This window comes from Streptomyces sp. NPDC059895 (assembly GCF_042731035.1).
Taxonomy (GTDB): domain Bacteria; phylum Actinomycetota; class Actinomycetes; order Streptomycetales; family Streptomycetaceae; genus Streptomyces.
The window spans coordinates 47,855-72,392 of sequence record NZ_JBHWKO010000008.1; the positions used below are offsets into that span (position 1 = coordinate 47,855).

General features: G+C 72.4%; 22 protein-coding genes and 1 riboswitch. Of the genes, 17 read left to right on the top strand and 5 right to left on the bottom strand.

Going from position 1 to position 24,538, the window contains the following annotated elements:
- Window positions 1–82 precede the first annotated feature (82 nt).
- Window positions 83–1,432, top strand: coding sequence for an Ig-like domain-containing protein (locus tag ACFV9M_RS12020; RefSeq protein WP_385072495.1), 1,350 nt, complete (start codon window positions 83–85; stop codon window positions 1,430–1,432).
- 49 nt (window positions 1,433–1,481) lie between these two features.
- On the opposite strand, the gene ACFV9M_RS12025 is transcribed toward ACFV9M_RS12020, so the two are convergent.
- Window positions 1,482–1,883, bottom strand: coding sequence for a hypothetical protein (locus tag ACFV9M_RS12025; RefSeq protein ID WP_385072492.1), 402 nt, complete (start codon window positions 1,881–1,883; stop codon window positions 1,482–1,484).
- Window positions 1,884–2,078: 195 nt separating this feature from the next.
- Between ACFV9M_RS12025 and ACFV9M_RS12030 the strand changes: the two genes are divergently transcribed.
- From ACFV9M_RS12030 to ACFV9M_RS12055, 6 genes are all read left to right on the top strand, one after another.
- Complete coding sequence (locus ACFV9M_RS12030) at window positions 2,079–2,699, top strand: heme-copper oxidase subunit III (RefSeq protein ID WP_385072490.1); 621 nt, start codon at window positions 2,079–2,081, stop codon at window positions 2,697–2,699.
- Window positions 2,700–2,764: 65 nt separating this feature from the next.
- Window positions 2,765–3,577 (top strand): c-type cytochrome, encoded by an 813-nt coding sequence (locus ACFV9M_RS12035; RefSeq protein WP_385072487.1) that lies wholly within the window; start codon window positions 2,765–2,767, stop codon window positions 3,575–3,577.
- Window positions 3,574–4,632 (top strand): Rieske 2Fe-2S domain-containing protein, encoded by a 1,059-nt coding sequence (locus ACFV9M_RS12040; RefSeq protein WP_385072484.1) that lies wholly within the window; start codon window positions 3,574–3,576, stop codon window positions 4,630–4,632. The genes ACFV9M_RS12035 and ACFV9M_RS12040 overlap by 4 nt, the downstream gene beginning before the upstream one ends.
- Window positions 4,629–6,251, top strand: coding sequence for a cytochrome bc complex cytochrome b subunit (locus tag ACFV9M_RS12045; RefSeq protein WP_385072481.1), 1,623 nt, complete (start codon window positions 4,629–4,631; stop codon window positions 6,249–6,251). The genes ACFV9M_RS12040 and ACFV9M_RS12045 overlap by 4 nt, the downstream gene beginning before the upstream one ends.
- A 143-nt stretch (window positions 6,252–6,394) precedes the next feature.
- Complete coding sequence (trpD, locus tag ACFV9M_RS12050) at window positions 6,395–7,459, top strand: anthranilate phosphoribosyltransferase (protein ID WP_385072479.1); 1,065 nt, start codon at window positions 6,395–6,397, stop codon at window positions 7,457–7,459.
- Window positions 7,460–7,534: 75 nt separating this feature from the next.
- A riboswitch (SAM riboswitch) is annotated at window positions 7,535–7,651 on the top strand.
- A gap of 163 nt (window positions 7,652–7,814) precedes the next feature.
- Window positions 7,815–9,176, top strand: coding sequence for an aminotransferase class V-fold PLP-dependent enzyme (locus tag ACFV9M_RS12055; protein WP_385072476.1), 1,362 nt, complete (start codon window positions 7,815–7,817; stop codon window positions 9,174–9,176).
- A 133-nt stretch (window positions 9,177–9,309) separates the two neighbouring features.
- Here the strand turns inward: ACFV9M_RS12055 and ACFV9M_RS12060 are convergent, their stop codons facing one another.
- Both ACFV9M_RS12060 and ACFV9M_RS12065 read right to left on the bottom strand, forming a co-directional pair.
- Window positions 9,310–9,591, bottom strand: a complete 282-nt coding sequence (locus tag ACFV9M_RS12060; RefSeq protein WP_385072474.1) for an Lrp/AsnC family transcriptional regulator — start codon at window positions 9,589–9,591, stop codon at window positions 9,310–9,312.
- Window positions 9,588–10,334: a rhomboid family intramembrane serine protease gene (locus ACFV9M_RS12065; RefSeq protein ID WP_385072471.1), complete on the bottom strand. Its 747-nt coding sequence runs from the start codon at window positions 10,332–10,334 to the stop codon at window positions 9,588–9,590. The genes ACFV9M_RS12060 and ACFV9M_RS12065 overlap by 4 nt, the downstream gene beginning before the upstream one ends.
- 172 nt (window positions 10,335–10,506) lie before the next feature.
- On the opposite strand from ACFV9M_RS12065, the gene ACFV9M_RS12070 reads away from it, so the two are divergent.
- The 5 genes from ACFV9M_RS12070 to ACFV9M_RS12090 all read left to right on the top strand — a co-directional run bounded on the left by ACFV9M_RS12070 (window position 10,507) and on the right by ACFV9M_RS12090 (window position 15,899).
- On the top strand, window positions 10,507–10,746 hold the full coding sequence (locus tag ACFV9M_RS12070; protein ID WP_385072468.1) for a hypothetical protein: 240 nt from the start codon (window positions 10,507–10,509) through the stop codon (window positions 10,744–10,746).
- Window positions 10,747–10,818: 72 nt separating this feature from the next.
- On the top strand, window positions 10,819–12,162 hold the full coding sequence (locus ACFV9M_RS12075; protein ID WP_385072465.1) for an NYN domain-containing protein: 1,344 nt from the start codon (window positions 10,819–10,821) through the stop codon (window positions 12,160–12,162).
- Window positions 12,163–12,384: 222 nt separating this feature from the next.
- Window positions 12,385–13,419 carry an NlpC/P60 family protein gene (locus ACFV9M_RS12080; RefSeq protein WP_385072464.1) on the top strand — a complete coding sequence of 345 codons (1,035 nt, stop codon included), beginning with the start codon at window positions 12,385–12,387 and terminating at the stop codon, window positions 13,417–13,419.
- A 199-nt stretch (window positions 13,420–13,618) separates the two neighbouring features.
- Window positions 13,619–14,635, top strand: a complete 1,017-nt coding sequence (locus tag ACFV9M_RS12085; protein WP_385072462.1) for an NlpC/P60 family protein — start codon at window positions 13,619–13,621, stop codon at window positions 14,633–14,635.
- 52 nt (window positions 14,636–14,687) lie between these two features.
- Window positions 14,688–15,899: a hypothetical protein gene (locus ACFV9M_RS12090; protein ID WP_385072459.1), complete on the top strand. Its 1,212-nt coding sequence runs from the start codon at window positions 14,688–14,690 to the stop codon at window positions 15,897–15,899.
- Window positions 15,900–16,056: 157 nt separating this feature from the next.
- Here ACFV9M_RS12090 and ACFV9M_RS12095 read toward each other — a convergent pair whose 3' ends face one another.
- Entirely contained in the window at window positions 16,057–17,304 is a 1,248-nt protein-coding gene (locus tag ACFV9M_RS12095) for a glycosyltransferase 87 family protein (RefSeq protein WP_385072457.1), read from the bottom strand.
- 133 nt (window positions 17,305–17,437) lie between these two features.
- Here ACFV9M_RS12095 and ACFV9M_RS12100 point away from each other — a divergent pair, with 133 nt between their 5' ends.
- The gene (locus ACFV9M_RS12100; RefSeq protein ID WP_385072454.1) at window positions 17,438–18,580 is read left to right on the top strand and encodes a glycosyltransferase family 4 protein; all 1,143 of its coding nucleotides are present in this window, start codon (window positions 17,438–17,440) and stop codon (window positions 18,578–18,580) included.
- A gap of 344 nt (window positions 18,581–18,924) precedes the next feature.
- Here the strand turns inward: ACFV9M_RS12100 and ACFV9M_RS12105 are convergent, their stop codons facing one another.
- Window positions 18,925–20,721, bottom strand: a complete 1,797-nt coding sequence (locus ACFV9M_RS12105; protein ID WP_385072452.1) for an AMP-dependent synthetase/ligase — start codon at window positions 20,719–20,721, stop codon at window positions 18,925–18,927.
- A 353-nt stretch (window positions 20,722–21,074) separates the two neighbouring features.
- Between ACFV9M_RS12105 and ACFV9M_RS12110 the strand changes: the two genes are divergently transcribed.
- From ACFV9M_RS12110 to ACFV9M_RS12125, 4 genes are all read left to right on the top strand, one after another.
- The gene (locus tag ACFV9M_RS12110) at window positions 21,075–21,830 is read left to right on the top strand and encodes a metallophosphoesterase (RefSeq protein WP_385072578.1); all 756 of its coding nucleotides are present in this window, start codon (window positions 21,075–21,077) and stop codon (window positions 21,828–21,830) included.
- A 141-nt stretch (window positions 21,831–21,971) separates the two neighbouring features.
- Window positions 21,972–22,412: an SRPBCC family protein gene (locus ACFV9M_RS12115; RefSeq protein ID WP_385072450.1), complete on the top strand. Its 441-nt coding sequence runs from the start codon at window positions 21,972–21,974 to the stop codon at window positions 22,410–22,412.
- A 200-nt stretch (window positions 22,413–22,612) separates the two neighbouring features.
- The gene (locus ACFV9M_RS12120; RefSeq protein WP_385072447.1) at window positions 22,613–23,776 is read left to right on the top strand and encodes an ArsA family ATPase; all 1,164 of its coding nucleotides are present in this window, start codon (window positions 22,613–22,615) and stop codon (window positions 23,774–23,776) included.
- Between the two features lie 57 nt (window positions 23,777–23,833).
- A complete protein-coding gene (locus ACFV9M_RS12125) occupies window positions 23,834–24,400 on the top strand; it encodes a DUF5304 domain-containing protein (protein WP_385102407.1) in 567 nt (188 codons plus the stop codon).
- Window positions 24,401–24,538 lie beyond the last annotated feature (138 nt).

The following is a 24,538-nucleotide window of genomic DNA, read 5'->3' on the forward strand; positions in this document are numbered from 1 at the left end:
GCTCACGCTTTCGCCGCAAAACCGGTCGTCCATCCGTGTCTCCCGGCGCGCCGCCGTTGACAGGGCTCCCTAGCGTGAAGCCATGAACCGCTCCGAGCCTTCCCGCGGCGCCCGAACCGGTGCCGAGGGGGTGACCGCACCCCGCCCCTCGGGCCTGCGCGCGCTCACCCCCGCGGCCCCGCCGCGCCTGCGCCCCCGCACCGTCGTCGGCTGCACCCTGCTGGTGATCGCCCTGGCCGAGGGCGCGATCGCCTGCGGCTCGGACGGCCACCCCCTCTCCGCACGCCCCTACGACGCCACCGACCGGATCTCCTTCAACGGCCAGCGCGGCGACGGTGCGAAGGCCGACCCGGACAAGCCCCTGGAGATCACCGCGGAGGACTCCGACGACCGCATCACGGACGTCACCGCCGTGGACGCCACGGGCCGCCACGTGGCCGGCGAACTCTCCGCCGACGGCAGTCGCTGGCGCAGCACCGAGCCGCTCGCCGCCAACGCCCACTACACGGTCCGCGTGAGCACCGAGGACAAGGACGGCGCCCCCGGCCGCCGGGTCCTCACCGTCGACACCGGCAAGCCCACCACCAAGACGCTGCTGACGGTGACGTTCGGCCCCAAGGCGGGCACCTACGGTGTCGGCCAGCCGCTCACGGCCGAACTGAACCGGCCCGTCAAGGACCCCGCCCAGCGCGCGGTCGTCGAGCGCTCCCTCAAGGTCGACTCCAAGCCCTCCGTCGAGGGCGCCTGGCACTGGGTCGACGACAAGTCGCTCCACTACCGGCCCAAGGACTACTGGCCGGCCCGCACCGCGGTCCGCATGCACAGCACCCTGGACGGCATCAAGGTCGGCGACCGCCTCTGGGGCGGGCCGGCGAAGGACGTCGCCCTCACCATCGGCGACCGCGTCATCGCCGTCACCGACGCCTCGGCGCACTCCCTGACCGTCTTCAAGAACGGTGAGGAGATCAAACGGATACCCGTCACCACCGGCAAGCCCGGCTTCGAGACCCGCAACGGCGTCAAGGTCGTCCTGGGCAAGGAGTACTTCGTACGGATGCGCGGCACCAGCATCGGCATCGCCGAGGGCTCCTCGGAGTCCTACGACCTGCCGGTCTACTACGCCACCCGGGTGACCTGGAGCGGTGAGTACGTCCACGCCGCCCCCTGGTCCGTCGGCTCCCAGGGGTACGCCAACGTCAGCCACGGCTGCACCGGCATGAGCACCCAGAACGCGGCGTGGTTCTTCCAGAACGTCCGGGAGGGCGACGTCGTCCAGGTCGTCAACAGCTACGGCCACACGATGGAGACCTTCGGCAACGGCTTCGGCGACTGGAACATCGACTGGACGGCATGGCGCACGGGCAGCGCGCTGACCACCGGGCAGCAGCGGCCCGAGCAGGACCCGTCGAGGCTGTGGCCGACGGCCGCGTGAGCAGCCACCGGGGGAGCCCTTCCGCGCGGTCCCCGGCTCCCCGGGCGGGTCAGACGCTCAGAGCCTGCCTGTCCCGCAGCAGGGCGGCCAGCGCGCCCGCGAACTCCACCGGCTCCACCGGCAGCGTCACCGCCGCGTCGGCCCGGGACCAGGTCGCCAGCCACGCGTCCTGGGGCCGCGCGATGAGGAGCAGCACCGGCGGGCACCGGAACACCTCGTCCTTGATCTGCCGGCACATCCCCATGCCCCCCATGGGCACGGCCTCGCCGTCCAGGACGCAGACGTCGATGCCGCCCCTGTCCAGCTCCGTCAGCACGGCGGCCGGCGTCGCGCACTCCACGAACTCGACCAGGGGCGCGTCGGGCGCCGGCCGCCGGCCGGAGGCCAGCCGCACCTGCTCGCGGGTGTTGGCGTCATCGCTGTAGACCAGCACCGTCGCGGTCGCCTGCATGGTTCCTCCACGCTCCTCAGAAGACACAGCACTGCTCGGGAACTTCCGGGTACCGACGGTGCGGATGCTACTCCCCCGGACACCCTGTCAACACCTGTCGGAACACGGCCGCGATGGGCCATACGGGCAGTCCACGGGGTGCGGACACCCCGAACGGCACCCCCGGGAGTGAGGGCGGGATAAGCGACCGACATAATGTCGGTCGTGGCGACAGCAACGACAGTAGAAACCGGGCACGCGCACCCGTCGGTCAACCGGCCGAACCTCACCAGCGTCGGAACCATCATCTGGCTGAGTTCCGAGCTGATGTTCTTCGCGGCCCTCTTCGCGATGTACTTCACCCTGCGATCGGTGACGGGTCCCGAGCACTGGAAGGAAATGGCGCACGCCCTGAACTTCCCGTTCTCGGCGACGAACACCACGATCCTGGTGCTCTCCTCCCTCACCTGCCAGCTCGGCGTGTTCGCCGCCGAGCGCGGTGACGTCAAGAAGCTCCGGGGCTGGTTCATCGTCACCTTCATCATGGGTGCGATCTTCATCGGCGGTCAGGTGTACGAGTACACCGAGCTGGTCAAGAAGGACGGGCTCTCGCTCTCCTCCGACCCCTACGGGTCGGTCTTCTACCTGACCACCGGCTTCCACGGCCTGCATGTGACGGGCGGCCTCATCGCCTTCCTGCTGGTCCTCGGGCGCACCTACGCGGCCAGGAGGTTCACCCACGAGCAGGCGACCGCCGCGATCGTCGTGTCCTACTACTGGCACTTCGTCGATGTCGTCTGGATCGGCCTCTTCGCCACGATCTACATGATCAAGTAGCCGGGCCCGCTCCCGCACCCATCCCAGAAGCATCGACGCAGAAGATCCTGACACCGGGGTAATCCGTGAAAAAGCTCTCCGCACGACGACGCCATCCGATGGCGGCGCTCGTCGTCCTACTCCTCGCGCTGGCATGCACCGGGGGGCTGTACGCCGCGTTCGCACCCGCGAGCAAGGCGCAGGCAGACGAAACCGCCCAGTCCCTCGCCATCGACGAGGGCAAGAAGCTCTACGCCGTCGGCTGCGCCAGCTGCCACGGCACCGGCGGTCAGGGCACCTCCGACGGTCCCAGCCTCGTGGGCGTGGGCGCCGCGGCCGTCGACTTCCAGGTCGGCACCGGCCGCATGCCGGCCTCGACCTCCCAGATGGCCCAGATCCCGCGGAAGAAGGTCGTCTACACGCAGGCCGAGATCGACCAGCTCGCCGCGTACATCGCCTCGCTCGGCGCCGGCCCGTCCATCCCGACCGAGTCCGAGTACGGCGACGAGGGAGCGGACATCGCCAAGGGCGGTGAGCTGTTCCGCACCAACTGCGCGCAGTGCCACAACTTCACCGGCAAGGGCGGTGCCCTGACCAAGGGCAAGTTCGCGCCGTCCCTCGAGGGCGTGGACCCGAAGCACATCTACGAGGCCATGCAGACCGGCCCGCAGAACATGCCCTCCTTCCCCGACACCACGCTGTCGGAGCAGAACAAGAAGGACATCATCGCGTACCTGAACGCGGTCAACGGTGATGAGACGGAGAGCCCCGGCGGCCTCGAGCTGGGCGGCCTCGGGCCGGTCAGCGAGGGTCTGTTCGGCTGGATCTTCGGTCTCGGCGGACTGATCGCCGTCGCCGTGTGGGTCGCCGCCCGGACCGCAAAGGCCAAGAAGTCATGAGTAGCCAAGACATTCCAGAAGAGAACCTGCCCGCTGAGCAGGGCCGCGCGCACGGTGCGGTGGACGTGGCGGACGAGCAGCACCCGTTCGCCGACCCGGGGATGCCGCCCCACGAGCACCGGATCCAGGACATCGACGAGCGGGCCGCCAAGCGGTCCGAGCGCACGGTCGCCTTCCTGTTCACGCTGTCGATGCTGGCCACCGTCGGCTTCATCGCCGCGTACGTGGCGATCCCGCACGACGAGTCGGTCTACATCTTCCCGCTCGGGCACATCAACGCGCTGAACTTCGCGCTCGGCCTCACGCTGGGCGCCGCCCTGTTCTGCATCGGTGCCGGCGCGGTCCACTGGGCCCGCACCCTGATGTCCGACGTGGAGGTCGCCGACGAGCGGCACGCGATCGAGGCGTCGCCCGAGGTCAAGGCCAAGGTCATGGCCGACTTCAGGGACGGCGCGCAGGAGTCCGCGCTGGGCCGCCGCAAGCTGATCCGCAACACGATGTTCGGTGCGCTGGCCCTGTTCCCGCTCTCCGGCGTCGTGCTGCTGCGCGACCTCGGCCCGCTGCCCGAGGACAAGCTGCGCCACACGCTGTGGTCCAAGGGCAAGCTGCTCGTCAACATGAACACCAACGAGCCGCTGCGTCCCTCGGACGTCGCGGTCGGCTCCCTCACCTTCGCCAAGCCGGAGGGCCTGGAGGAGACCGACCACGACTTCCAGAACGAGATCGCCAAGGCCGCCCTGATGATCGTCCGGATCGAGCCGGACGACATCAAGGACAAGCAGGAGCTCGAGTGGTCGCACGAGGGCATCGTGGCGTACTCGAAGATCTGCACCCACGTCGGTTGCCCGATCTCGCTCTACGAGCAGCAGACGCACCACGTGCTGTGCCCCTGCCACCAGTCCACCTTCGACCTGTCCGACGGTGCCCGAGTGATCTTCGGCCCGGCCGGCCACGCCCTTCCGCAGCTGCGCATCGGCGTGAACGACGAGGGGTACCTCGAGGCGCTCGGCGACTTCGAAGAGCCCGTCGGTCCTGCCTTCTGGGAGCGCGGATGAGTAACAACGACGACCGCCGCAAGGCACCCGCGGGCGAGCGGGTCGCCGACTGGGCCGACGGCCGGCTGGGGATCTACTCCCTGGCCAAGGCCAACATGCGCAAGATCTTCCCGGACCACTGGTCCTTCATGCTCGGTGAGATCTGCCTGTACAGCTTCATCATCATCATCCTCACGGGTGTGTACCTGACGCTGTTCTTCCACCCGTCGATGAACGAGGTGGAGTACCACGGCAGCTACGTCCCGCTCCAGGGCCAGCTGATGTCGGAGGCGTTCAGCTCGACGCTGGAGATCTCCTTCGACGTCCGCGGTGGTCTGCTCATCCGGCAGATCCACCACTGGGCGGCGATCATCTTCCTCGCCGGCATGTTCGTGCACATGATGCGCGTGTTCTTCACGGGCGCGTTCCGCAAGCCGCGTGAGATCAACTGGCTGTTCGGCTTCCTGCTGTTCGTCCTCGGCATGTTCACCGGGTTCACCGGCTACTCGCTCCCGGACGACCTGCTCTCCGGCACCGGTGTCCGCTTCACCCAGGGCGCGATCCTGTCCGTGCCGATCGTCGGCACGTACATCTCGATGTTCCTGTTCGGCGGGGAGTTCCCGGGCGGCGACTTCGTCGCGCGGTTCTACTCGATCCACATCCTGCTGCTGCCGGGCATCATGCTCGGTCTGGTGGTCGGCCACCTGATCCTGGTCTTCTACCACAAGCACACGCAGTTCGCGGGTCCCGGCCGGACCAACAAGAACGTCGTCGGCATGCCGCTGCTGCCGGTCTACATGGCCAAGGCCGGAGGCTTCTTCTTCCTGGTCTTCGGTCTGATCGCGGCCCTCGCCGGCATCGCGTCCGTCAACCCGATCTGGGCCCTGGGCCCGTACCGTCCGGACCAGGTGTCCACCGGCGCCCAGCCCGACTGGTACATGGGCTTCGCCGAGGGTCTGGTCCGCGCCATGCCGGGCTGGGAGATCAACTTCTGGGGTCACACGCTGGTCCTCGGTGTGTTCATCCCGCTGGTGCTCTTCGGTCTGTTCCTCGGTGTGATCGCCCTCTACCCGTTCATCGAGTCCTGGGTCACCGGCGACAAGCGCGAGCACCACATCCTGGACCGGCCGCGCAACGCCCCGACCCGTACGGCCTTCGGTGTCGCCTGGGTCACCGGCTACATGATCATGCTGATCGGCGGTGGCAACGACATCGTCGCCACCCACTTCCACCTGTCGATCAACGCGGTCACCTGGTTCGTCCGGATCGGCTTCTTCGTCGGACCGGTCGTCGCCTTCGTCGTGACCAAGCGGATCTGCCTCGGCCTCCAGCGCCGCGACAAGGACAAGGTGCTGCACGGTCGTGAGACCGGCACCATCAAGCGCCTGCCGCACGGTGAGTTCATCGAGGTGCACGAGCCGCTCAGCCAGGAGCAGCTCTACACGCTCACCGCGCACGAGCAGTACGCGCCGGCCGAGATCGGCCCGACGGTCGACGAGAACGGCGTCGAGCGCAAGGTGAAGGGCACCGAGAAGGTCCGCGCCAAGCTGAGCAAGGCGTACTACGGCGAGGAGAGCCAGATCGCCAAGCCGACCGTCGAGGAGTACAGGGAGATCACGAGCGGCCACGGCCACCACTGATCACTGCGTCGCCACGCAACCGCTGAGGGGCCCCGTCCGGTGTTCGGACGGGGCCCTTCGCCGTTCCTCGTGGCTGGATAGGGTGGACCCGTTGAGACGCGTGTCCCGGCAGAGCGGGACCCCATGACACCCAGGAGCGGCTTATGAGCGCTGTGACCCCCGCTGGAGGCGACACCGCGGCGGGCCGTTCCTGGCCCGTCCTGCTGAACGGTCTGCTGGACGGCCGGGACCTCTCCTCGGAGGAGACCGCCTGGGCCATGGACCTGATCATGCGCGGTGAGGCGACCGACGCCCAGATCGCCGGCTTCGTGGTGGCGCTGCGGGCCAAGGGCGAGACCGTGGCGGAGATCAACGGTCTGGTGCGCACGATGTACGAGCACGCCAACCTGATCGAGGTGCCCGGTCCCACCGTCGACATCGTCGGCACCGGCGGCGACGGCGCGAAGACGGTGAACATCTCCACCATGGCGTCGATCGTCGTCGCCGGCACCGGTGCGAAGGTCGTCAAGCACGGCAACCGGGCCGCCTCCTCCGCGTCCGGGGCCTCGGACGTCCTGGAGCAGCTGGGCGTCAACCTGGACCTGACGCCGCAGCGGGTGGCCGAGGTGGCCGAGGAGGCCGGGATCACCTTCTGCTTCGCGGTCAAGTTCCACCCGGCGCTGCGTCACGCGGGCGCCGCCCGCAAGCAGCTGGGCGTCCGTACGGTGTTCAACGCCCTCGGCCCGCTCACCAACCCCGCCCGGGTACGCGCCCAGGCGGTCGGGGTCGCCGACCCGCGCATGGCGCCGATCGTCGCCGGCGTCTTCGCCGAGCGCGGCCACTCGTCGCTGGTGTTCCGGGGCGACGACGGCTTCGACGAGCTGACGACCACCTCCACCTCCCGGGTGTGGATCGTCCGCGACGGCAAGGTGACCGAGGAGACCTTCGACCCGCGGCACGTCGGCATCGAGCTGGTGTCCGTCGAGGCGCTGCGGGGCGCCGACCCCTCCTACAACGCGCGGGTCGCGCGCCGGCTGCTGGAGGGCGAGCGGGGGCCGGTGCGGGACGCCGTCCTGCTGAACGCCGCGGCGGCGCTGATGGCGCTGGAGCCGACGGACGCGCCGCTGGCCGAGCAGATCCGCGCCGGCATGGAGAAGGCGGCGCTGTCCGTCGACTCCGGTGCGGCCGCGCGGGTGCTGGAGCGCTGGGTGGCGGCCAGCAACGCCTGACACGGCCGAGGAAGCGGTCCCGCGATCCGGACAGGAGTTGCGGGACCGCGATCATTTCCCGTACTTTCCTCTCCAGGTCATGAGTGACAGTCATGAGGCCCCGGCCGACTGTCCGGCAACCCTCCGTCCGTGGCGGGGTGCCCCGGGTGAAGACCAGGTCGTGGGCAGCAAGGCCCACGGCAAGCGCGGACCCCTCGCGTCACCAGGGGTCCTGGTCGTCGAGGAGTCTTCCGTGAGCAAGCGAATGCGATAGGGCCGCAGAGCCCCGCCTCCGCATCCCCTTTTTCTCTTCCCTCCGTGCCGTCGACGCGCTGTCCGGCACGGCGGTTCGACGCGTCCTCACGGGAGTTCCGCCATGTCCGTCTCCACCGCTGCCTCCGCCCAGTCCGTTTGTGCCCCGCTGCCCGTTCTGGGCCGGGATGTCACCGTGCCGCTCGTCACCGGCGGAGAGGTCACCTACGCCGCGCTCGACTACGCGGCCAGCGCCCCCGCCCTCCAGCGGGTCTGGGACGACGTGGCGGCCTACGCCCCGTACTACGGCAGCGTCCACCGCGGCGCCGGCTACCTCTCCCAGCTGTCCACGGACCTCTTCGAGAACGCCCGCCGGACGGTCGCGGAGTTCCTCGACTGCCGCGACGACGACCAGCTGGTCTTCACCCGCTCCACCACGGACTCCCTGAACCTGCTCGCCGCCGCCCTCCCCGCCGACTGCCAGGTCTTCGTCTTCGAGACCGAGCACCACGCCTCGCTGCTGCCCTGGAAGGACGCCCGGGTCACCTACCTCGACGCCCCGCGCACCCCGCGCCAGGCCGTCGAGACCCTGGAGCGCGCCCTCGCCGACCGCGACCCGTACGGCCCGGCCCTGGTCTGCGTGACCGGCGCCTCGAACGTCACCGGCGAGCTGTGGCCGGTGCGCGAGCTGGCCGCCGCGGCCCACGCCCACGGCGCCCGCATCGTCCTGGACGCGGCCCAGCTGGCCCCCCACCACCCGGTGTCCGTGCGCGACCTCGACGTCGACTGGGTCGCCTTCTCCGGGCACAAGCTGTACGCCCCGTTCGGCTCCGGCGTCCTGGCCGGCCGCGCCGACTGGCTGCGCGCGGCCGAGCCGTACCTGGCCGGCGGCGGCGCCAGCCGCAAGGTCACCCGGCGCGAGGACGGGGGAGTGGACGTGGAGTGGCACGAGAGCGCCGCCCGGCACGAGGCGGGCTCCCCGAACGTCATCGGCGCCTACTCCATCGCCTCCGCCTGCAAGGCCCTGACGGAGGCGGGCTTCGACACGCTGGTCGCCCGGGAGCGGTACCTCATCGAGAAGGTGCGGGCGGGTCTGGCCGAGGTGCCCGAGGTGCGCGTGCTGTCCCTGTTCGGCGACGACGCCCCCCGCGTCGGCGTGATCTCCTTCGTCGTCGAGGGCTGGAACAGCTCTCACTTCGCCGCCGCCCTCTCCGCCGAGTACGGCATCGGCGTCCGCGACGGCCTCTTCTGCGCCCACCCCCTGGTGCGCACCCTCCTCGGCAGTGATCCGCGCAGCCAGGGCGAGTGCGGCGCCCCCGAGGCCGCGCCGGGCGAGAAGTCCCTCAACGCGATCCGGGTCAGCTTCGGTGCGGGAACGCCGGACGAGCACGTGGAGCGTTTCGTGAACGCCGTGAAGGACCTGGTCCGCAGCGGCGCCCAGTGGCAGTACCGCACGGAGGACGGCCGCTGCGTCCCGGCGGTGTGATGCGGCCGACGTCAGGGCCGGCGACCTGAGGGGCGCGGGGCCGTGTCGACATGCGGCTCCGCCGCGTGGGCGCGACCAGCCACCACCGACCGGTGGTCGCGCACACGCTCCGCGCCCCCCAGGCGCTCCTGCGCTAAGAGTCCAGCCCGATGGCGAACGCAGCCTCGAGATCATGCTGCGAGTACGTACGAAAGGCGACATGCGTGTCCGTCGCCTCGACGCCGGGGATCTTGCTGATCCGCCCCGGGATGACCTCCGCGAGCTCCTCGTGCTGCCGCACCCGAACCATGGCGATCAGGTCGTAGGTCCCCGTGACGGAGAAGACCTCGCTCACGGACTCCAGCGAGGCGATCGACTCGGCGATCTCGGGGATCCGGTCCACGCTGGTCTTGATCAGGACGATCGCGGTGATCACGGCTGGTTCTCTCCCTCGGGGGCCGGGGCTCGGGCGGCTTTCACTCTAGTCGTCCCGTTGCGCCCGGCCCACGCGCAGCCGAAGCCCAGGCCGAAGCCCAGCAGGTGGGCCAGGTAGGCCACGCCCGGCCCCGGGCCCGCCCGCCCCGCCGCCAGCCACTGCAGGGCCGCCCAGAAGGGCAGCACCACCCACGCCGGGAAGCGCAGCGGCAGGAAGAGCAGGAACGGCAGGAGACTGGTGACGCGCGCCCGGGGAAAGAGGTGGAGGAACGCGCCGAGCACCGCGGAGATCGCCCCCGAGGCGCCGACCAGGGACTGCCCGGAGCCGGCGTGCGCGGCGGCGTAGCCGAGCAGGGCCAGGTAGCCGCAGCCGAGGTAGAAGAGGGTGAAGCGGAGGCGGCCCATCCGGTGCTCGGTCATCGCCCCGAAGACGTAGAGGAAGAGCATGTTGCCCAGCAGATGCACCCAGCCGCCGTGGACGAAGAGGGCCGTGGCGGGGGTGAGGGCGGCGCGCGCGGACCCCTCGAACAGGTCGGCCGGGATCACCCCCCACCGGCGGAAGTAGGCGCGCTGGACGGCCGGCAGCTCCTGTGCGGTGCCGTACGCCGCGTTGAGGCCCGAGGCGGGGCCGATCAGGAAGATCACACAGCACAGGACGATCAGTCCGTACGTCACCGGAGCCGCCGGCCGCCGGACCGCTCTGCCCACGCTCCGGCTGACGGCGCCGGTCCACTCCCTGATCATGAGTACAGAGCATGACGTAACGGGGCGTACTACCACAGGCCGCCTCGCCGCCGTGGACGGATGGGCGGCGAGTACCCGCCAGGCCGTAGGGTTACGAGCCACACGGACCGGGGAGCCCTTGGGCGCGCCCCGGCGCCGGAAGCCCGACACTAGGAAGAAGCGGACGGTCACGATGACGGTTCCCCTGCCGACCGCCACGACGCGGTGGCGCTGCACGCTCTGCGGCAACCTCACCCGGTTCGACGTGACGCGCTCGTCGAAGGTCGTGGAGTACGTCCACCTCGATCTCGCCGGCGAGCCCAAGGTCGAGGAGCGCGAGGTGGTCAGTGAGACCATCGAGTCGGTGCGGTGCCGTTGGTGCAACGCCGTGGATCAGGTGGAACTCGTGGACAGGCCGGGCACCGGCTCCTGACGATGGGGGTCCGCCCGCTCGAGCGACGTCGAGAGCGGGGGAGGACCCGGCTCAGAAATTGGGGTGTGACGGATGGTGGAGAGCGCAGGCGGGGGGCCGGGCGACGGCGCCGCTGAGGTGCTCGACCGTCCGCTGCCCGACGGTGTGCGCCGCCGGGTCGTCCAGATCGTCTCGGACGGCTTCGGTGGGCTGACCGTCGCCGAACTGCCCGCCCAGCTGCGGCAGTACGCCCGGTTCGCCCCCAATCGGCGGGCGAAGTTCGCGGGCAACGCGATGGCGGCCGCGCTGGAGACGGACCCGCTGTTCCGGCAGCGCATCGCCGAGAAGTTCAGAGAGGCCCAGCCGGAACTGGCCGGTGCCCTCGACTCCGGCTCGCCGCCCCCGGCCGCGGACCCGCTCGACGTGGCGGCCGCGGCCTACGTACTGCGGCCCGTCGACTGGGTGAAGCTGGTGACCGCGGCCGGCGAGGAGGCGCAGCGGGCGGACGCCGAGCGCGCCGGCGAGGAGAGCCGCGCGGAGCTGGAGCGGCTGCGCGAACAGCTCTCCCAGGCCCGCGAGCAGACCCGCGCCGAGACCGAACGGCTGCGGGCGGAGCTGGAGGCGGCGAAGAAGGAAGCCGACTCGCTCCACCGCAAGCTGCGTTCGGCGCTCAGCGACGTCAAGCGCGGCGAGGCCGCGCTGCGCAAGGTGCAGGGCGAGATAGAAGCGGTACGCACCGAGGGGCAGGCGCAGGTGTCCGCCGCCGAGAGCGAGACACGGCGGCTGAAGGCGCGGCTCGGGGAGGTGGAGGCCGCCCTGGAGGCCACCCGCAGGGCGGCGCGGGAGGGGCGCAGCGTCGAGGACATGCGGGTGCGGCTGCTGCTGGACACCGTGCTGGACGCGGCCCAGGGGCTGCGCAGGGAGCTGGCGTTGCCGCCCGTGTCGGTCCGGCCGGCGGAGACCGTCGACGCCGTGGAACCCGGGCGGATGACCCCGAAGGACATCGCGGCCCGGGCGCTGTCGGAGAGCGACCCCGCGATCCTGGACCAGTTGCTCGCCCTGCCGCAGGCGCACCTCGTCGTCGACGGTTACAACGTCACCAAAACGGGTTATCCGCAGATGCCACTGGAGAAGCAGCGGCTGCGGCTGCTCGGGCAGCTCTCGCAGCTCGCCGCGCAGACCGGCGCCGAGGTCACCTGCGTCTTCGACGGGGCCGAACTGGCCGCGCCGGTGCTGCTGGCGCCGCCGCGCGGGGTGCGGGTGCTGTTCTCCAAGCCGGGCGTCACCGCCGACGAGCTGATCCGCCAGCTGGTGCGGGCCGAGCCGCCCGGCCGTCCGGTCATCGTCGCCTCGACCGACCGCGAGGTGGCCGACGGGGTGGCCCGGGCGGGGGCGCGGCCTGTCGCATCTGCGGTACTCCTCAAGCGGCTGACCTGATACCGACCTGATGGTCAACGTACAGGTTCAATGCCCGAATTGTTGGAATCGTCACGCAACGTAGCGTCAATGGAGCATTACCACACGTGAGTTGGCCGTAAAGAATGCGTTGCGTCACCGACTTTTTTGGTGCGAGGATTTGAACTGATCACAGGATGGTCACTAGGGTCTGCCATCGAACCTCCGCACGAGTGATCACTCACAAGAAGGAGCTCGTCCTCCGTGGCGTCCCACCGTCGACCCAAGCAGCCGAGCCGCGCACGTGTGACCGTGCTGACCACCGCGGCCGCCGCCGCTGTCGTCCTGAGCTCGCAGGCCGCCAACGCGGCCCCGAGCGAGAAGCTCACGAAGGACGAGGTCAAGACCAAGGTCGACAAGCTCTACGAAGAGGCCGAGAAGGCCACCGAGAAGTACAACGGCGCCAAGGAGAAGCAGGAGACCCTCCAGAAGGAGATCTCCACCATCCAGGACGACGTCGCCAGCGGCCAGGAAGAGCTCAACGAGCTGCGCGACAGCATCGGCCTCGCGGCCGCCGCCCAGTACCGCACCGGCAGCATCGACTCCTCCCTCCAGCTCTTCCTCTCCTCCGACCCGGACGAGTACCTGGACAAGGCGTCCACCGCCGACCAGCTCAGCGCCCAGCAGGTCGAGGCGCTGAAGAAGATCCAGGAGAAGCAGCGCGAGCTGGCCCAGGACCGCGCGGAGGCGTCCGACAAGCTCAAGGACCTCGCCTCCACCCGGACCGAGCTGGGCAAGAAGAAGAAGGAAGTCCAGGCCAAGCTGGCCGAGGCGCAGAAGCTCCTCAACACGCTGACGGCCGAGGAGAAGGCCGAACTGGCCGCCGCCGACGCCCGCGCCAGCCGCTCCGCGAGCGAGCGCGTCGACCTCGGCAGCACCGCGTCCGCCTCCAGCCGCGCCCTCGCCGCCTTCCAGGCCGCCCAGAGCAAGATCGGCTCGCCGTACGTCTACGGCGCCACCGGCCCCTCCTCCTTCGACTGCTCGGGCCTGACCTCCTGGGCCTACGCCCAGGCCGGCGTCTCCATCCCGCGCACCTCGCAGGCCCAGGCCAACGCGGGCACGCGTATCTACTCCCAGTCCGACCTCAAGGTCGGCGACCTGGTCATCTTCTACAGCGACCAGCACCACGTCGGCTTCTACGCGGGCAACGGCCAGGTGCTGCACGCCCCGCGCACCGGCACCGTGGTGCGCTACGAGTCGATCAACAACATGCCGTTCCAGTTCGGCGTCCGGATCTGACCACCCTCAAGATCACGACACGGAGCCGCCCGAACGGGCGAATCACCACCACGTGAACTGACCCCGCGCCCCGCCCATGACCTGCGTCAGAGGCGGGGCGTCACGGTGTGTGGCCGCGCGGGTCTTTGGAGGGCCCCCCGCCACCGGGCTACTGTCTGCCGCGTTTCCTCGTCCGTCAGTGGAAGGAGCGCGGCTTCCCGTGGGGTCCCATCGCCGCCTTGCACCGCCCGGGTTCGACCGGGGTGCCCTGTGCGCCCTGTCCACCACGGCCGCCCTCCTCGGCGCCGTGTCCGCCGCCGTACCGGCCCAGGCCGCGCCGCTCGACGACACCCGCGCCGAGGTGGACCGCCTCTACCGGCAGGCCGAGAAGGCCACCGAGGCCTTCAACGAGGCCGGCGAGCGGGCCGGGGCGCTGCGCCGGCAGGTCGGCGACTCCCAGGACCGGATCGCCCGCCAGCAGCAGCGCGTCAACGGCCTGCGCGAGCGGCTCGGCTCGCTGGCCGGCGCGCAGTACCGCTCCGGCGGCCTCGACCCGACCCTCGCGCTGCTGTTCTCCGACGACCCCGAGGACTACCTCGACCGGGCCTCCGTCCTCGACCGGATCACCGCCCACCAGGCCGGTGAACTCTCGGAACTCCAGGACGCCCTGCGCGACCTGGCCCAGGAGCGCGCCGAGGCGTCCCGGCAGCTGGGCGAGCTGGAGAAGAGCCGCAAGGCCGTCGCCCGGCACAAGCGGACCGTCGAGGGGAAGCTCGCCAGGGCCCGGCAGCTGCTCAACTCCCTGCCGTCCGCGGCGCGCGCCGCCTACGACCGGGCCTCCCGTTCCAGCCGCGCCGACCTGCCCGGCCCCGGTGGCGCCGCCCCCGCCTCGGGCCGTGCGGCCGCCGCCCTGGCCGCCGCCCGCTCCGCGCTCGGCAGGCCGTACGTCTGGGGCGCCAACGGCCCCTCCGGCTTCGACTGCTCGGGCCTGGTGCAGTGGTCGTACGCGCAGGCCGGCGTCGCCCTGCCGCGCACCTCGCAGGCGCAGGCGTACGCCGGCCGGCAGGTCCCGCTCTCCCAGGCCCGGCCCGGAGACATCGTCACCTACCGCTCCGACGCCGGCCACGTCGGCATGTACGCCGGCAACGGCCAGGTCATCCACGCCCCCTATCCGGGCGCGCCGGTGCGCTACGACCCGGTCGGGATGATGCCCGTGTCGGCGGTGACGCGGCCCTGACGGGCTCCTCGGCCGGGTTCCGCCCCGGACGGGTCCCCGTACGATCGGGAGAATGGCTGGTCGAAGGCGGGCGCGCGGATCCCGGGACGTGGGGCTGTGGCGGGCGCTGCTGTCCCCGGTGCTCCTGCTGGTGCTGCTCGTGGGGTGCGGGGGACGGCCCGCGACGGACGGCGTCCGGTCCGACGTGCAGCGGATGCTCGACCGGCGGGCCGCCGCCGTACTGGCCCACGACGCGGACGCCTACGCCGCCACCGGCCACCGCGCCGGATACGCCCGGCTGCGGGCCGTGCCACTGGCCGGCTGGTCCTACCGGGTGACCGCCGTGCACCGCGACGGCGACACCGCCACCGCCGACGCCGAGCTCAGCTACCGCCTCACCGGTCACGACAGGGCCCCGGTCACCGCCGGCCGCAGCGTGCGCCTCGCCCGCGACGCGGACGGACGCTGGACCGTCACCTCCGAGCGGCCCGCCGAGAAGGCCGGCGAACAGCTCTGGGACCAGGGCACGGTGATGGTCGTCCGGGGCGCGCACAGCCTGGTGCTGGGCGTCGGACAGTCCGGCGCCCGGCTGCGGGACTTCGCCGACCTGGCCGACCGCGCGGTCCCCGCCGTCTCGCGGGCCTGGGGCACGGACTGGGCGCGCGGCGTCGTCCTGCTCGTCCCCGGGTCGCTGGACGCCATGGCGGCGCTGCTCGGCTCGCCCGCCTCCTCCTACCGGGGGATCGCCGCGGTCACCACGGCCGAGACGGGCGGCGCCGGCCCGGCGCCCGCGGACCGGATCGTCGTCAACCCGGACGCGTACGGCTCGCTGGGCCCGCTCGGGCGGCAGGTCGTGCTCACCCACGAGACCACCCATGTCGCCACCCGCGCCCACACCGACGCCGCCACCCCGCTGTGGCTCTCCGAGGGCTACGCCGACTGGGTCGGCTACCGCGGCACCGGACGCACCCCGCGGCAGGTCGCCCCCGAACTCGCCGGCGCCCTCGCCGCGGGGGAGACGCCCGAGGACCTGCCCGCCGACGACGACTTCGGCTTCGCCGGGGACGCGGACCGGCTGGCGCGGGCGTACGAGGGCGGCTGGCTGGCCTGCCGCATGATCGCCGGCCGGTGGGGCGAGGAGCGGCTGGAGGCGTTCTACCGGGCCGTCGGGGCGCACGGGGAGCGGGACGGGGCGGTCGAGGGCGCGCTGGAGAGCGTGCTGGGGACGACGATCGAGGACTTCACCGCCGCGTGGCGGCAGTACCTGCACGACGAACTGGGCTGAACCGCCGGGCCCCCGCGTCGGCCGCGCGACCTCGGCTGCCCGGCTGCCCGCCGGGCCGCCGCGGCGCACAGGCGGCCCGCCGCGGCGGCGGACAGACGACCGGGCCGGACCGCCGCGGCGGCGGCACACGAGCGGGCGCGCCGCCGCGGGCCGGACGTCAGGAGGAGACCGGGGTGCCGTCGGTGTGGGCGGCGCGGGCGGTGTGGGCGGGGGAGGGGGCCGGGGCGCCCCGGCGGGGCACGGTGGAGCGCCACAGCCGTACGGCGGCGGTGACCGCGGCCGCCACCAGGAGACCGTTGCGCAGGAACAGGAGGGTGACGCCGAGGGTGTCGCTCGCGACGACGTGCGCGAACCAGACGGGGAACTCCAGGACCGTCACCGGCGTCGCGGCCAGCACCAGCGCGGCCGGCAGGCCCATGCGGGTGCCCCGGAAGCACAGGCAGACGGCCGCCAGACCGACCAGCCACACCATGTACTGGGGGCTGATCACCCGGCTGGTGACGGTGAACAGCAGGACGGCGGTGAGGGCGGCGTCGGCGAGCGTGTGCGACGCGAACCGCCGGGCCCGCAGCCGCCACACCAGCAGCCAGCCGAAGGCCAGCGCGGCGAGCCCCAGGGCCGCGTCGCTCACCGTGTCCACCCACGGGCCGAGGAACTCCACCGAGCCGTAGTGGAGCAGCACCTGGCCCTGCCAGCCCGACTGCCGGGCCAGATGGAGGACGAGCGCGCCCAGCGACTCCACCTCGGTGCCCCGGTCCCGCTGGAACGTGAGGAAGTCGAAGGCGCCCGGCATCACCGCCGCGAACAGAGCGGACAGGGCGGCCGCGCCCGCCGCCGCCGCGGCCCACGCCCGCCGCCGCACCGCACCGACGAGGAGCAGCGCCGGCCACACCTTCAGCAGCGCGCCGAAGCCGGCCAGCGCACCCATCGCCCGCGGGTGGCGGGCCCCGGCGACCAGCGCGGCCACCGCGACCGCGGTCACCATCACGTCGTAGCGGGAGTAGACCGTCGGGCCGAGCAGCGGCAGGCCCACCACCCACAGCCAGACGCCGCGCGCCGACCGGCCGGGACGCAGGCCCGTGTACAGCAGCAGCGTGAGGACGGCCAGGTCGGCGAGGAAGGCCAGCACGAAGAAGGCCGAGGCGTAGTCCAGGAACGGCAGCAGGGCGGGCGACAGGATCGCCAGGGCGGCGGCGGGCGGGTACTGCCAGGTGACGTCGCCCTGCGGGAACGTTCCGCCGCTCAGGACGCCGTACCAGCCCTGATAGATGACGGACACGTCGCTGGTGACGTCGGGGCCGGGGAAGACGACCACCTTGAACACCCAGAGCAGCAGCACGAACCGGGTCGCGCCCCAGACGGCCAGCAACCCGGCCGGGCTCGTCGGGGGGCGCCTGCCGTCCATGAACTCCACGTCCGCCCCTGTTCGTCCTCATGGTCGGGTCATGTCGGCGACATGATCTCCCGCCCGGCTGTGCGCAGGCCGTCAAACCCGGCCGGGCGCACCTGTGAACACGGGTTGGATAAGGTCGGCGGCGATGCACAAGACCCTGATCGTGACGAACGACTTCCCGCCCCGCCCCGGCGGCATCCAGGCGTTCCTGCACAACATGGCGCTGCGCCTCGACCCCGAGCGGCTCGTCGTCTACGCCTCCACCTGGAAGCGCGGCCGGGAGGGCGCCGAGGCGACGGCGGCCTTCGACGCCGAGCAGCCCTTCACCGTCGTCCGTGACCGGACGACGATGCTGCTGCCCACACCGGCGGCGACCCGGCGGGCGGTCGGGCTGCTGCGCGAACACGGCTGCACGGCGGTGTGGTTCGGCGCGGCGGCCCCCCTCGGGCTGATGGCGCCCGCACTGCGCAGGGCCGGCGCCGAACGGCTGGTGGCCACCACGCACGGGCACGAGGCCGGGTGGGCGCAGCTGCCCGCCGCCCGGCAGCTGCTGGGGCGGATCGGCGACTCCACCGACACGATCACCTACCTCGGCGAGTACACGCGGGCGCGGATCGCGACCGCGCTGAGCGCCGGGGCGGCCGCGCGGATGGTGCAGCTGCCGCCCGGCGTCGACGAGAAGACCTTCCACCCGGACTCCGGCGGGGACGAGGTGCGCTCCCGGCTCGGCCTCACCGACCGGCCGGTGGTGGTGTGCGTCTCGCGGCTGGTGCCGCGCAAGGGCCAGGACACGCTGATCCGGGCCATGCCCCACATCCTGGCCGCCGAGCCGGACGCCGTCCTGCTGATCGTCGGCGGCGGGCCGTACGAGAAGGAACTGCGCCGGCTGGCGCGGGAGACGGGGGTGGCCGGCTCCGTGCGGTTCACCGGGTCCGTGCCCTGGTCGGAGCTGCCCGCGCACTACGGCGCCGGTGACGTCTTCGCCATGCCGTGCCGCACCCGCCGGGGCGGGCTCGACGTCGAGGGCCTCGGGATCGTCTACCTGGAGGCCTCCGCGACCGGGCTGCCCGTCGTGGCCGGCGACTCCGGCGGTGCCCCCGACGCCGTGCTGGACGGCGAGACCGGCTGGGTGGTGCGGGGCGGCTCACCGCAGGAGGCCGCCGAGCGGATCGTCGTCCTCCTCGGCGACGCCGAACTGCGCCGCCGGATGGGGGAGCGGGGGCGGCAGTGGGTGGAGGAGCGCTGGCGCTGGGACCTGCTGGCGGAGAGGCTCGAGGAACTGCTGTAGAGCGCGCGCCGCCGGGGCGCGGGGAACTGGCCCGCGAAGAGCCGCCGCGGCCCGCGACCGGGCCTTTGGGCCACGGGCCTCCGGGCCACGGGCCTCCGGGCCACGGGCCCCCGGACCACCGGACCCCGGACCACCGGACCCCGAACCACCCGGCCCCCCGGTGTGCCGTGCGCGCCGCGTTCGGCCCGGCCGCGGGCCCCTCGGTGTCAACACGACGGGCTCCACGTCCTTCCCGCGCGGCCGTTCGACGCCCGGCGCCAGCACGGCCGGCCGGCCGGCCGGAACGGACGAGGGCGCGGGCCCGTGCCGCGGACCCGCGCCCTGATGCTCCGTCAGGAACCCTGCTACTTGGCGTAGATGGCCTCGATCTCGGCCGCGTAGTCCTTCGCCACGACGTTGCGCTTGAGCTTGAGCGAGGGGGTGAGATGCCCCGAGTCCTCGGTGAACTGGGAGGAGAGGACGCGGAACTTCCGCACCGACTCCGCCTTCGACACCGCGGCGTTGCCGTCGTCGATCGCCGCCTGGATCGCCGCGAGCAGATCGGGGTCCTCGCGCAGCGACGCCGCGGTGGAACCGGCCGGCTTGCCGTGGTCGGAGGCCCAACGGCCCAGGAACTCCTCGTCGATGGTGACCAGCGCGCCCACGAACGGCCGCCCGTCGCCCACCACCATGCACTCCGCGACCAGGGCGTGCGAGCGGATACGGTCCTCGATCACGGCCGGGGCGACGTTCTTGCCGCCCGCGGTGACGATGATCTCCTTCTTGCGGCCGGTGATGCTCAGGTAGCCGTCCTCGTCGAGGGTGCCGATGTCACCGGTGTGGAACCAGCCGTCGGCCAGCGCCTCGGCGGTCGCGCCGGGGTTGTTCCAGTACTCCTGGAACAGGTGCTCGCCGTGCAGCAGCACCTCGCCGTCGTCGGCGATGCGCACGACCGAGCCCGGCAGCGGCTGGCCGACCGTGCCGATCTTCTGCCGGTCCCACGGGTTGAAGGCGGTCGCCGCGCAGGACTCCGTCAGGCCGTAGCCCTCCAGGACGGTGAAGCCGATGCCGCGGAAGAAGTGGCCCAGGCGCTCGCCCAGCGGGGCGCCGCCGGAGATCGCGTACTCGCCGCGGCCGCCGAGGACCGTGCGCAGCTTGCTGTAGACGAGCACGTCGAAGACCTTGTGCTTGATCCTCAGCCCGAGGGACGGGCCCGACGGGGTGTCCCGCGCCCTGCTGTACGCGATCGCGGTGTCCGCCGCCTTGTCGAAGATCGCGCCCTTGCCGTCGGCCTGCGCCTTGGCGCGCGCCCCGTTGTAGACCTTCTCGAAGACGCGCGGCACACCGAGGATCAGCGTCGGCCGGAAGGACGCCAGTTCGTCGGTGAGGTTCTTGATGTCCGGGACCATGCCCAGCTTGATCGGCGCCATCATCGGGGCGATCTGCACCAGCCGGCCGAAGACGTGCGCGAGGGGCAGGAAGAGCAGGACGCTGCACTCCCCGGTGCGGAACAGCGGACGCAGCCGCTCCACCACGTTGCCGCACTCGGCGAAGAAGCTGCGGTGGGTGAGCACGCAGCCCTTGGGGCGGCCGGTCGTGCCGGAGGTGTAGACGATGGTGGCCGGGTCGTCGGCCTTGGCGCGCGAGCTGCGCTCCTCGACCGCCTCGTCGGAGACGCCCTGGCCGAGCCGCCCGAGCTCCGCCACGCCCCCGCCCTCGATCTGCCAGACGTGTTTCAGGGCGGGCAGGGCGTCGCGCACCGACTCCACGGCCGCGGCGTGGGTGTCCAGCTCGACGAGACAGGCGGTGGCGCCCGAGTCGGAGAGGATCCACCGCACCTGCTCCGGCGAGCTGGTCTCGTACACCGGCACGGTGACGGCGCCCGCGCACCAGATCGCGAAGTCCAGCAGCGTCCACTCGTACCGCGTGCGCGACATCAGGCCGACGCGGTCGCCCGGCTGGACACCGGAGGTGATGAGGCCCTTGGCGGCGGCGTGCACCTCGGCCAGGAAGGCGGTGGCGGTCACGTCCTGCCAGGCGCCGCCCGCCTTGCGCGCGATGACGGCGACGTCAGGGTGCTGCGCGGCGTTTCTGCGGACGATGTCGGTCAGATTGCCGTCCGCAGGGACCTCGTACAAAGCCGGAAGGCTGAACTCGCGCAAGACTGCTGCTCCTCTTAGGGCGCCGACGCCACGACGTTGTGCGATGCGACGGTGCGGTCCAAGGCTCGGGCGAATGCTCGGGGGTCGCCAAGGGCTGCGGGCCACTGGTTGAATTCCTGAGCACGACTGGACTGCCCGGACGTTACCCGCCGGTATGGCTTCTTCGACAGGGGGTCCCGGCGAGATGTTCGCTGCGTCACACAGATTGCTTTTTCCCGCGCACAGTAGTTCATCCCGTTACTGACTGGCCAGTAACCGCAGGTCCGGCTGTCACTGTTCACGTTTGCCCCACACCCCTACCCTTGATCGCCATGGCATCCACACCCTCCGCGAACCACAGGACGCGTGTCCACGTGGTCAGTGACGTCCACGGCAACGCGCGCGACCTGGCCCGGGCGGGCGACGGCGCGGACGCCCTGATCTGCCTCGGGGACCTCGTCCTCTTCCTCGACTACGCCGACCACTCGCGCGGCATCTTCCCCGACCTCTTCGGCGTGGAGAACGCCGACCGGATCGTCGCGCTGCGCACGGCCCGCCGCTTCGAGGAGGCCCGGGAACTGGGGGCGCGGCTGTGGGCGGGGATCGGCGGCGACCGGGCGGCGGTGATCGAGCGGGCGGTGCGGGGACAGTACGCCGAGATGTTCGCGGCGTTCCCGACCCCCACGTACGCCACCTACGGCAACGTCGACATGCCGCCGCTGTGGCCGGAGTACGCCCGGCCCGGGACGACCGTGCTGGACGGGGAGCGGGTGGAGATCGGGGGCCGGGTCTTCGGCTTCGTGGGCGGCGGCCTGCGCACGCCGATGCGCACGCCGTACGAGATCGACGACGAGGAGTACGCGGCGAAGATCGAGGCGGTGGGCGAGGTGGACGTGCTCTGCACGCACATCCCGCCCGAGGTGCCGGAACTCGTCTACGACACCGTCGCGCGCCGCTTCGAACGCGGCAGCCGGGCGCTGCTGGACGCGATCCGCCGCACCCGCCCCCGGTACTCGCTCTTCGGCCACGTCCACCAGCCGCTGGTGCGGCGGATGCGCATCGGGGCGACCGAATGCGTGAACGTGGGCCACTTCGCGGGGACCGGGAAGCCCTGGGCGCTGGAGTGGTGAGTGCCGGTGTCCCGCGGGCGCGCGCCACGGGGTGAAGGAGGCCGGTCGGGTGCGCGATAGCCTTCACGCTGCACACACGTGCGCACGCCGGCGCACGGGTGATCTCTCCCTACCGGCCCGCATCTGTGAGGAGCCACGGCGATGGCGGAACACACCAGCTCGAGCATCACGATCGATGCGGCACCGGCCGATGTCATGGCCGTCATCGCCGACTTCGCCCGCTACCCGGACTGGACCGGCGAGGTGAAGGAGGCGGAGGTCCTCGGGACCGACAGCGCCGGCCGCGCCGAGCAGGTACGGCTGGTCATGGACGCCGGCGCGATCAAGGACGACCAGACGCTGGCGTACACCTGGAGCGGGGAGCGCGAGGTGTCCTGGACGCTGGTGAAGTCCCAGATGCTGCGGTCGCTGGACGGCTCGTACCTCCTCGCGCCGGCGGGCGGCGGCGCCACCGAGGTCACCTACCGGCTGACGGTGGACGTCAAGATCCCCATGCTCGGCATGATCAAGCGCAAGGCCGAGAAGGTCATCATCGACCGCGCGCTGGCGGGACTGAAGAAGCGGGTGGAGTCGGGCCGGTAGCACGGCACCCGGCGCGGACGCGGGCGTCGCCGGGCTGCCGCCCCGGTGCCGGATCGGGTCCTACCCGGGTATGCCGCCCCGGCGCCGGCGCCGGCGCGGGCGTCGCCGTGGCCGCCGCCCCCGCGCCGGTGTCGCGCAGGTGCGGCCGGCGCCGGCCGGTGAGCGGGCCGCCACCTCGGTGTCCGTTACCGTTCACCCTCATGCGCACCCTCCTGATCACCGGCCCCGGCGGCAGTGGCCGTACGACCGTTGCCGCGGCCACCGCACTCGGGGCGGCCGGTGCCGGCGTCAAGACCCTCGTGCTCGGCGCCGACCGCGCCGACACCCTGGGTGCCGCGCTCGGCGTGCCGACGGGGGCCGCCCCGGTACGGGTCACGCCCACCCTCACCGCCTGGCGCCCCGACGCCGCCGCCGGCTTCCGCGACGACCTCGCCGGCTTCCAGGACCGCGCCTCCACCGTCCTCGACCTGCTCGGCGCCTCCCGGCTGGACCCGGAGGAGGTCACCCCGCTGCCCGGCGCGGAGCAGCTGACCCTGCTGCGCGCGCTGCGCGACGCCGCCCTCTCCGAGTCCCACGACCTCCTCGTCGTCGACCTGCCGCCCACCCCGCAGGCCCTCGCCCTCCTCGCCCTCCCCGAGGAACTCCGCCGCTACCTGCGCCGCCTCCTCCCTCCGGAGCGGCAGGCCGCCCGCGCCCTGCGCCCCGTCCTCGGACGCCTCGCCGGCGTCCCCATGCCCGCCGAGTGGCTGTACGAGACGACCGCCCGCTGGGACCTGGAGCTGGCCGCCGTACAGGCCGTCCTCGCCGACCGGCGGACCGCCGTACGCCTCGTCGCCGAGCCGGGACCGGCCGGTGACGACGCCGTGCGCGACGCGCGCCTCGGCCTCGCCCTGCGCGGTCTGTCCGTCGAGTCCCTCGTCGCCAACCGCGTCCTGCCGGAGGCGGCCGACGACGGCGGCCTCCTCGCCGGGCTCGTGGCCCAGCAGCGGAAGTTCCTGGGGGAGTGGGACGACGCCCGGCCCGTCGCCCACCTCGGCCGCGACCCCCGCGGCGGCGACGACCTCGCCGCGCTCGCCGTCCCCGGCGCCGACCCGGAGTCCTCCCCCGTCGAGTGGCCGGTGTCCGACCGGCTGGCCGACGACGGTGTGCTCGTGTGGCGCATCCCCCTGCCCGGCGCCATACGCGACGACCTCGACCTCGTCCGGCGCGGCGACGAACTCGTCGTCACCGTCGGTCCGTTCCGCCGGATCGTCGCCCTGCCCTCCGCCCTGCGCCGCTGCACCGTCGACGGCGCCGGCCTGCGCGAGGGCGAACTGCGCGTCCGGTTCGCACCGGATCCCGGGCTGTGGCCGCGGACCCGGTGAACGCCGTACCGCCGTTCGGGTACCGTCGGAGAGACGAACCGTAGTCAGGAGTCCGTCATGAGCGAAGAGCTCCCCCCGCGCGACGCATGGGGGTCCCCCCGCTCGAGCGAAGCCGAGAGCGGGGGAGAGCACGAGGCTGTCGTCGAGGAGCCGCGCGCCACCGACGCCGACGCCTGGGCCACCGCCTGCGCCGAGGACCTCGCGGCGGAGAAGGCCCGCCGCCAGGGCCGGTCCGGCCCGCCTCCCGGCTCCGCCGCCGAGGAACTGCGCAAGTTCGTCGACACCGTGGCCGACAAGCTCGCCGGCCTCCCGTCCTCCCCCCTGCTCGGCGCGGTCGCCGGGCCCGCCGCCCAGCAGGTGGTGCGCCAGGTCGTCCAGCAGGCCAAGGCGGCCGTCGAACCCGTCGTGGAACGCAACCCGGACGTCTTCGACCACCTCGCCAAGGCCGGCGGCGAACTGCTCGCCGCCTACCGGTCCGCCGTCCGGCACCAGGAGACGCGCTGGACGGCCCGCGCCCAGGACCCGGCCCGCGATCCCGCCCACGACCAGGCCGGGGACCCGCGTGAGCGTCCCGAGGGCGACGAGGGCACCGGCGGCCCCGGGCAGCGCATCGACCTGGACTGACCCCGCCCCGGTCGCCGTCCCGCCCGGCGCGGCCGCCCGGCGGGGCCGCGGGCCCCCCCCGGCCGGGCCGCGGGGCCCGGTGGGCGGCGCGGGGGGCGGCCCGCACCGCCGGAATGCTGGGCCGCACCCACCGGCGGG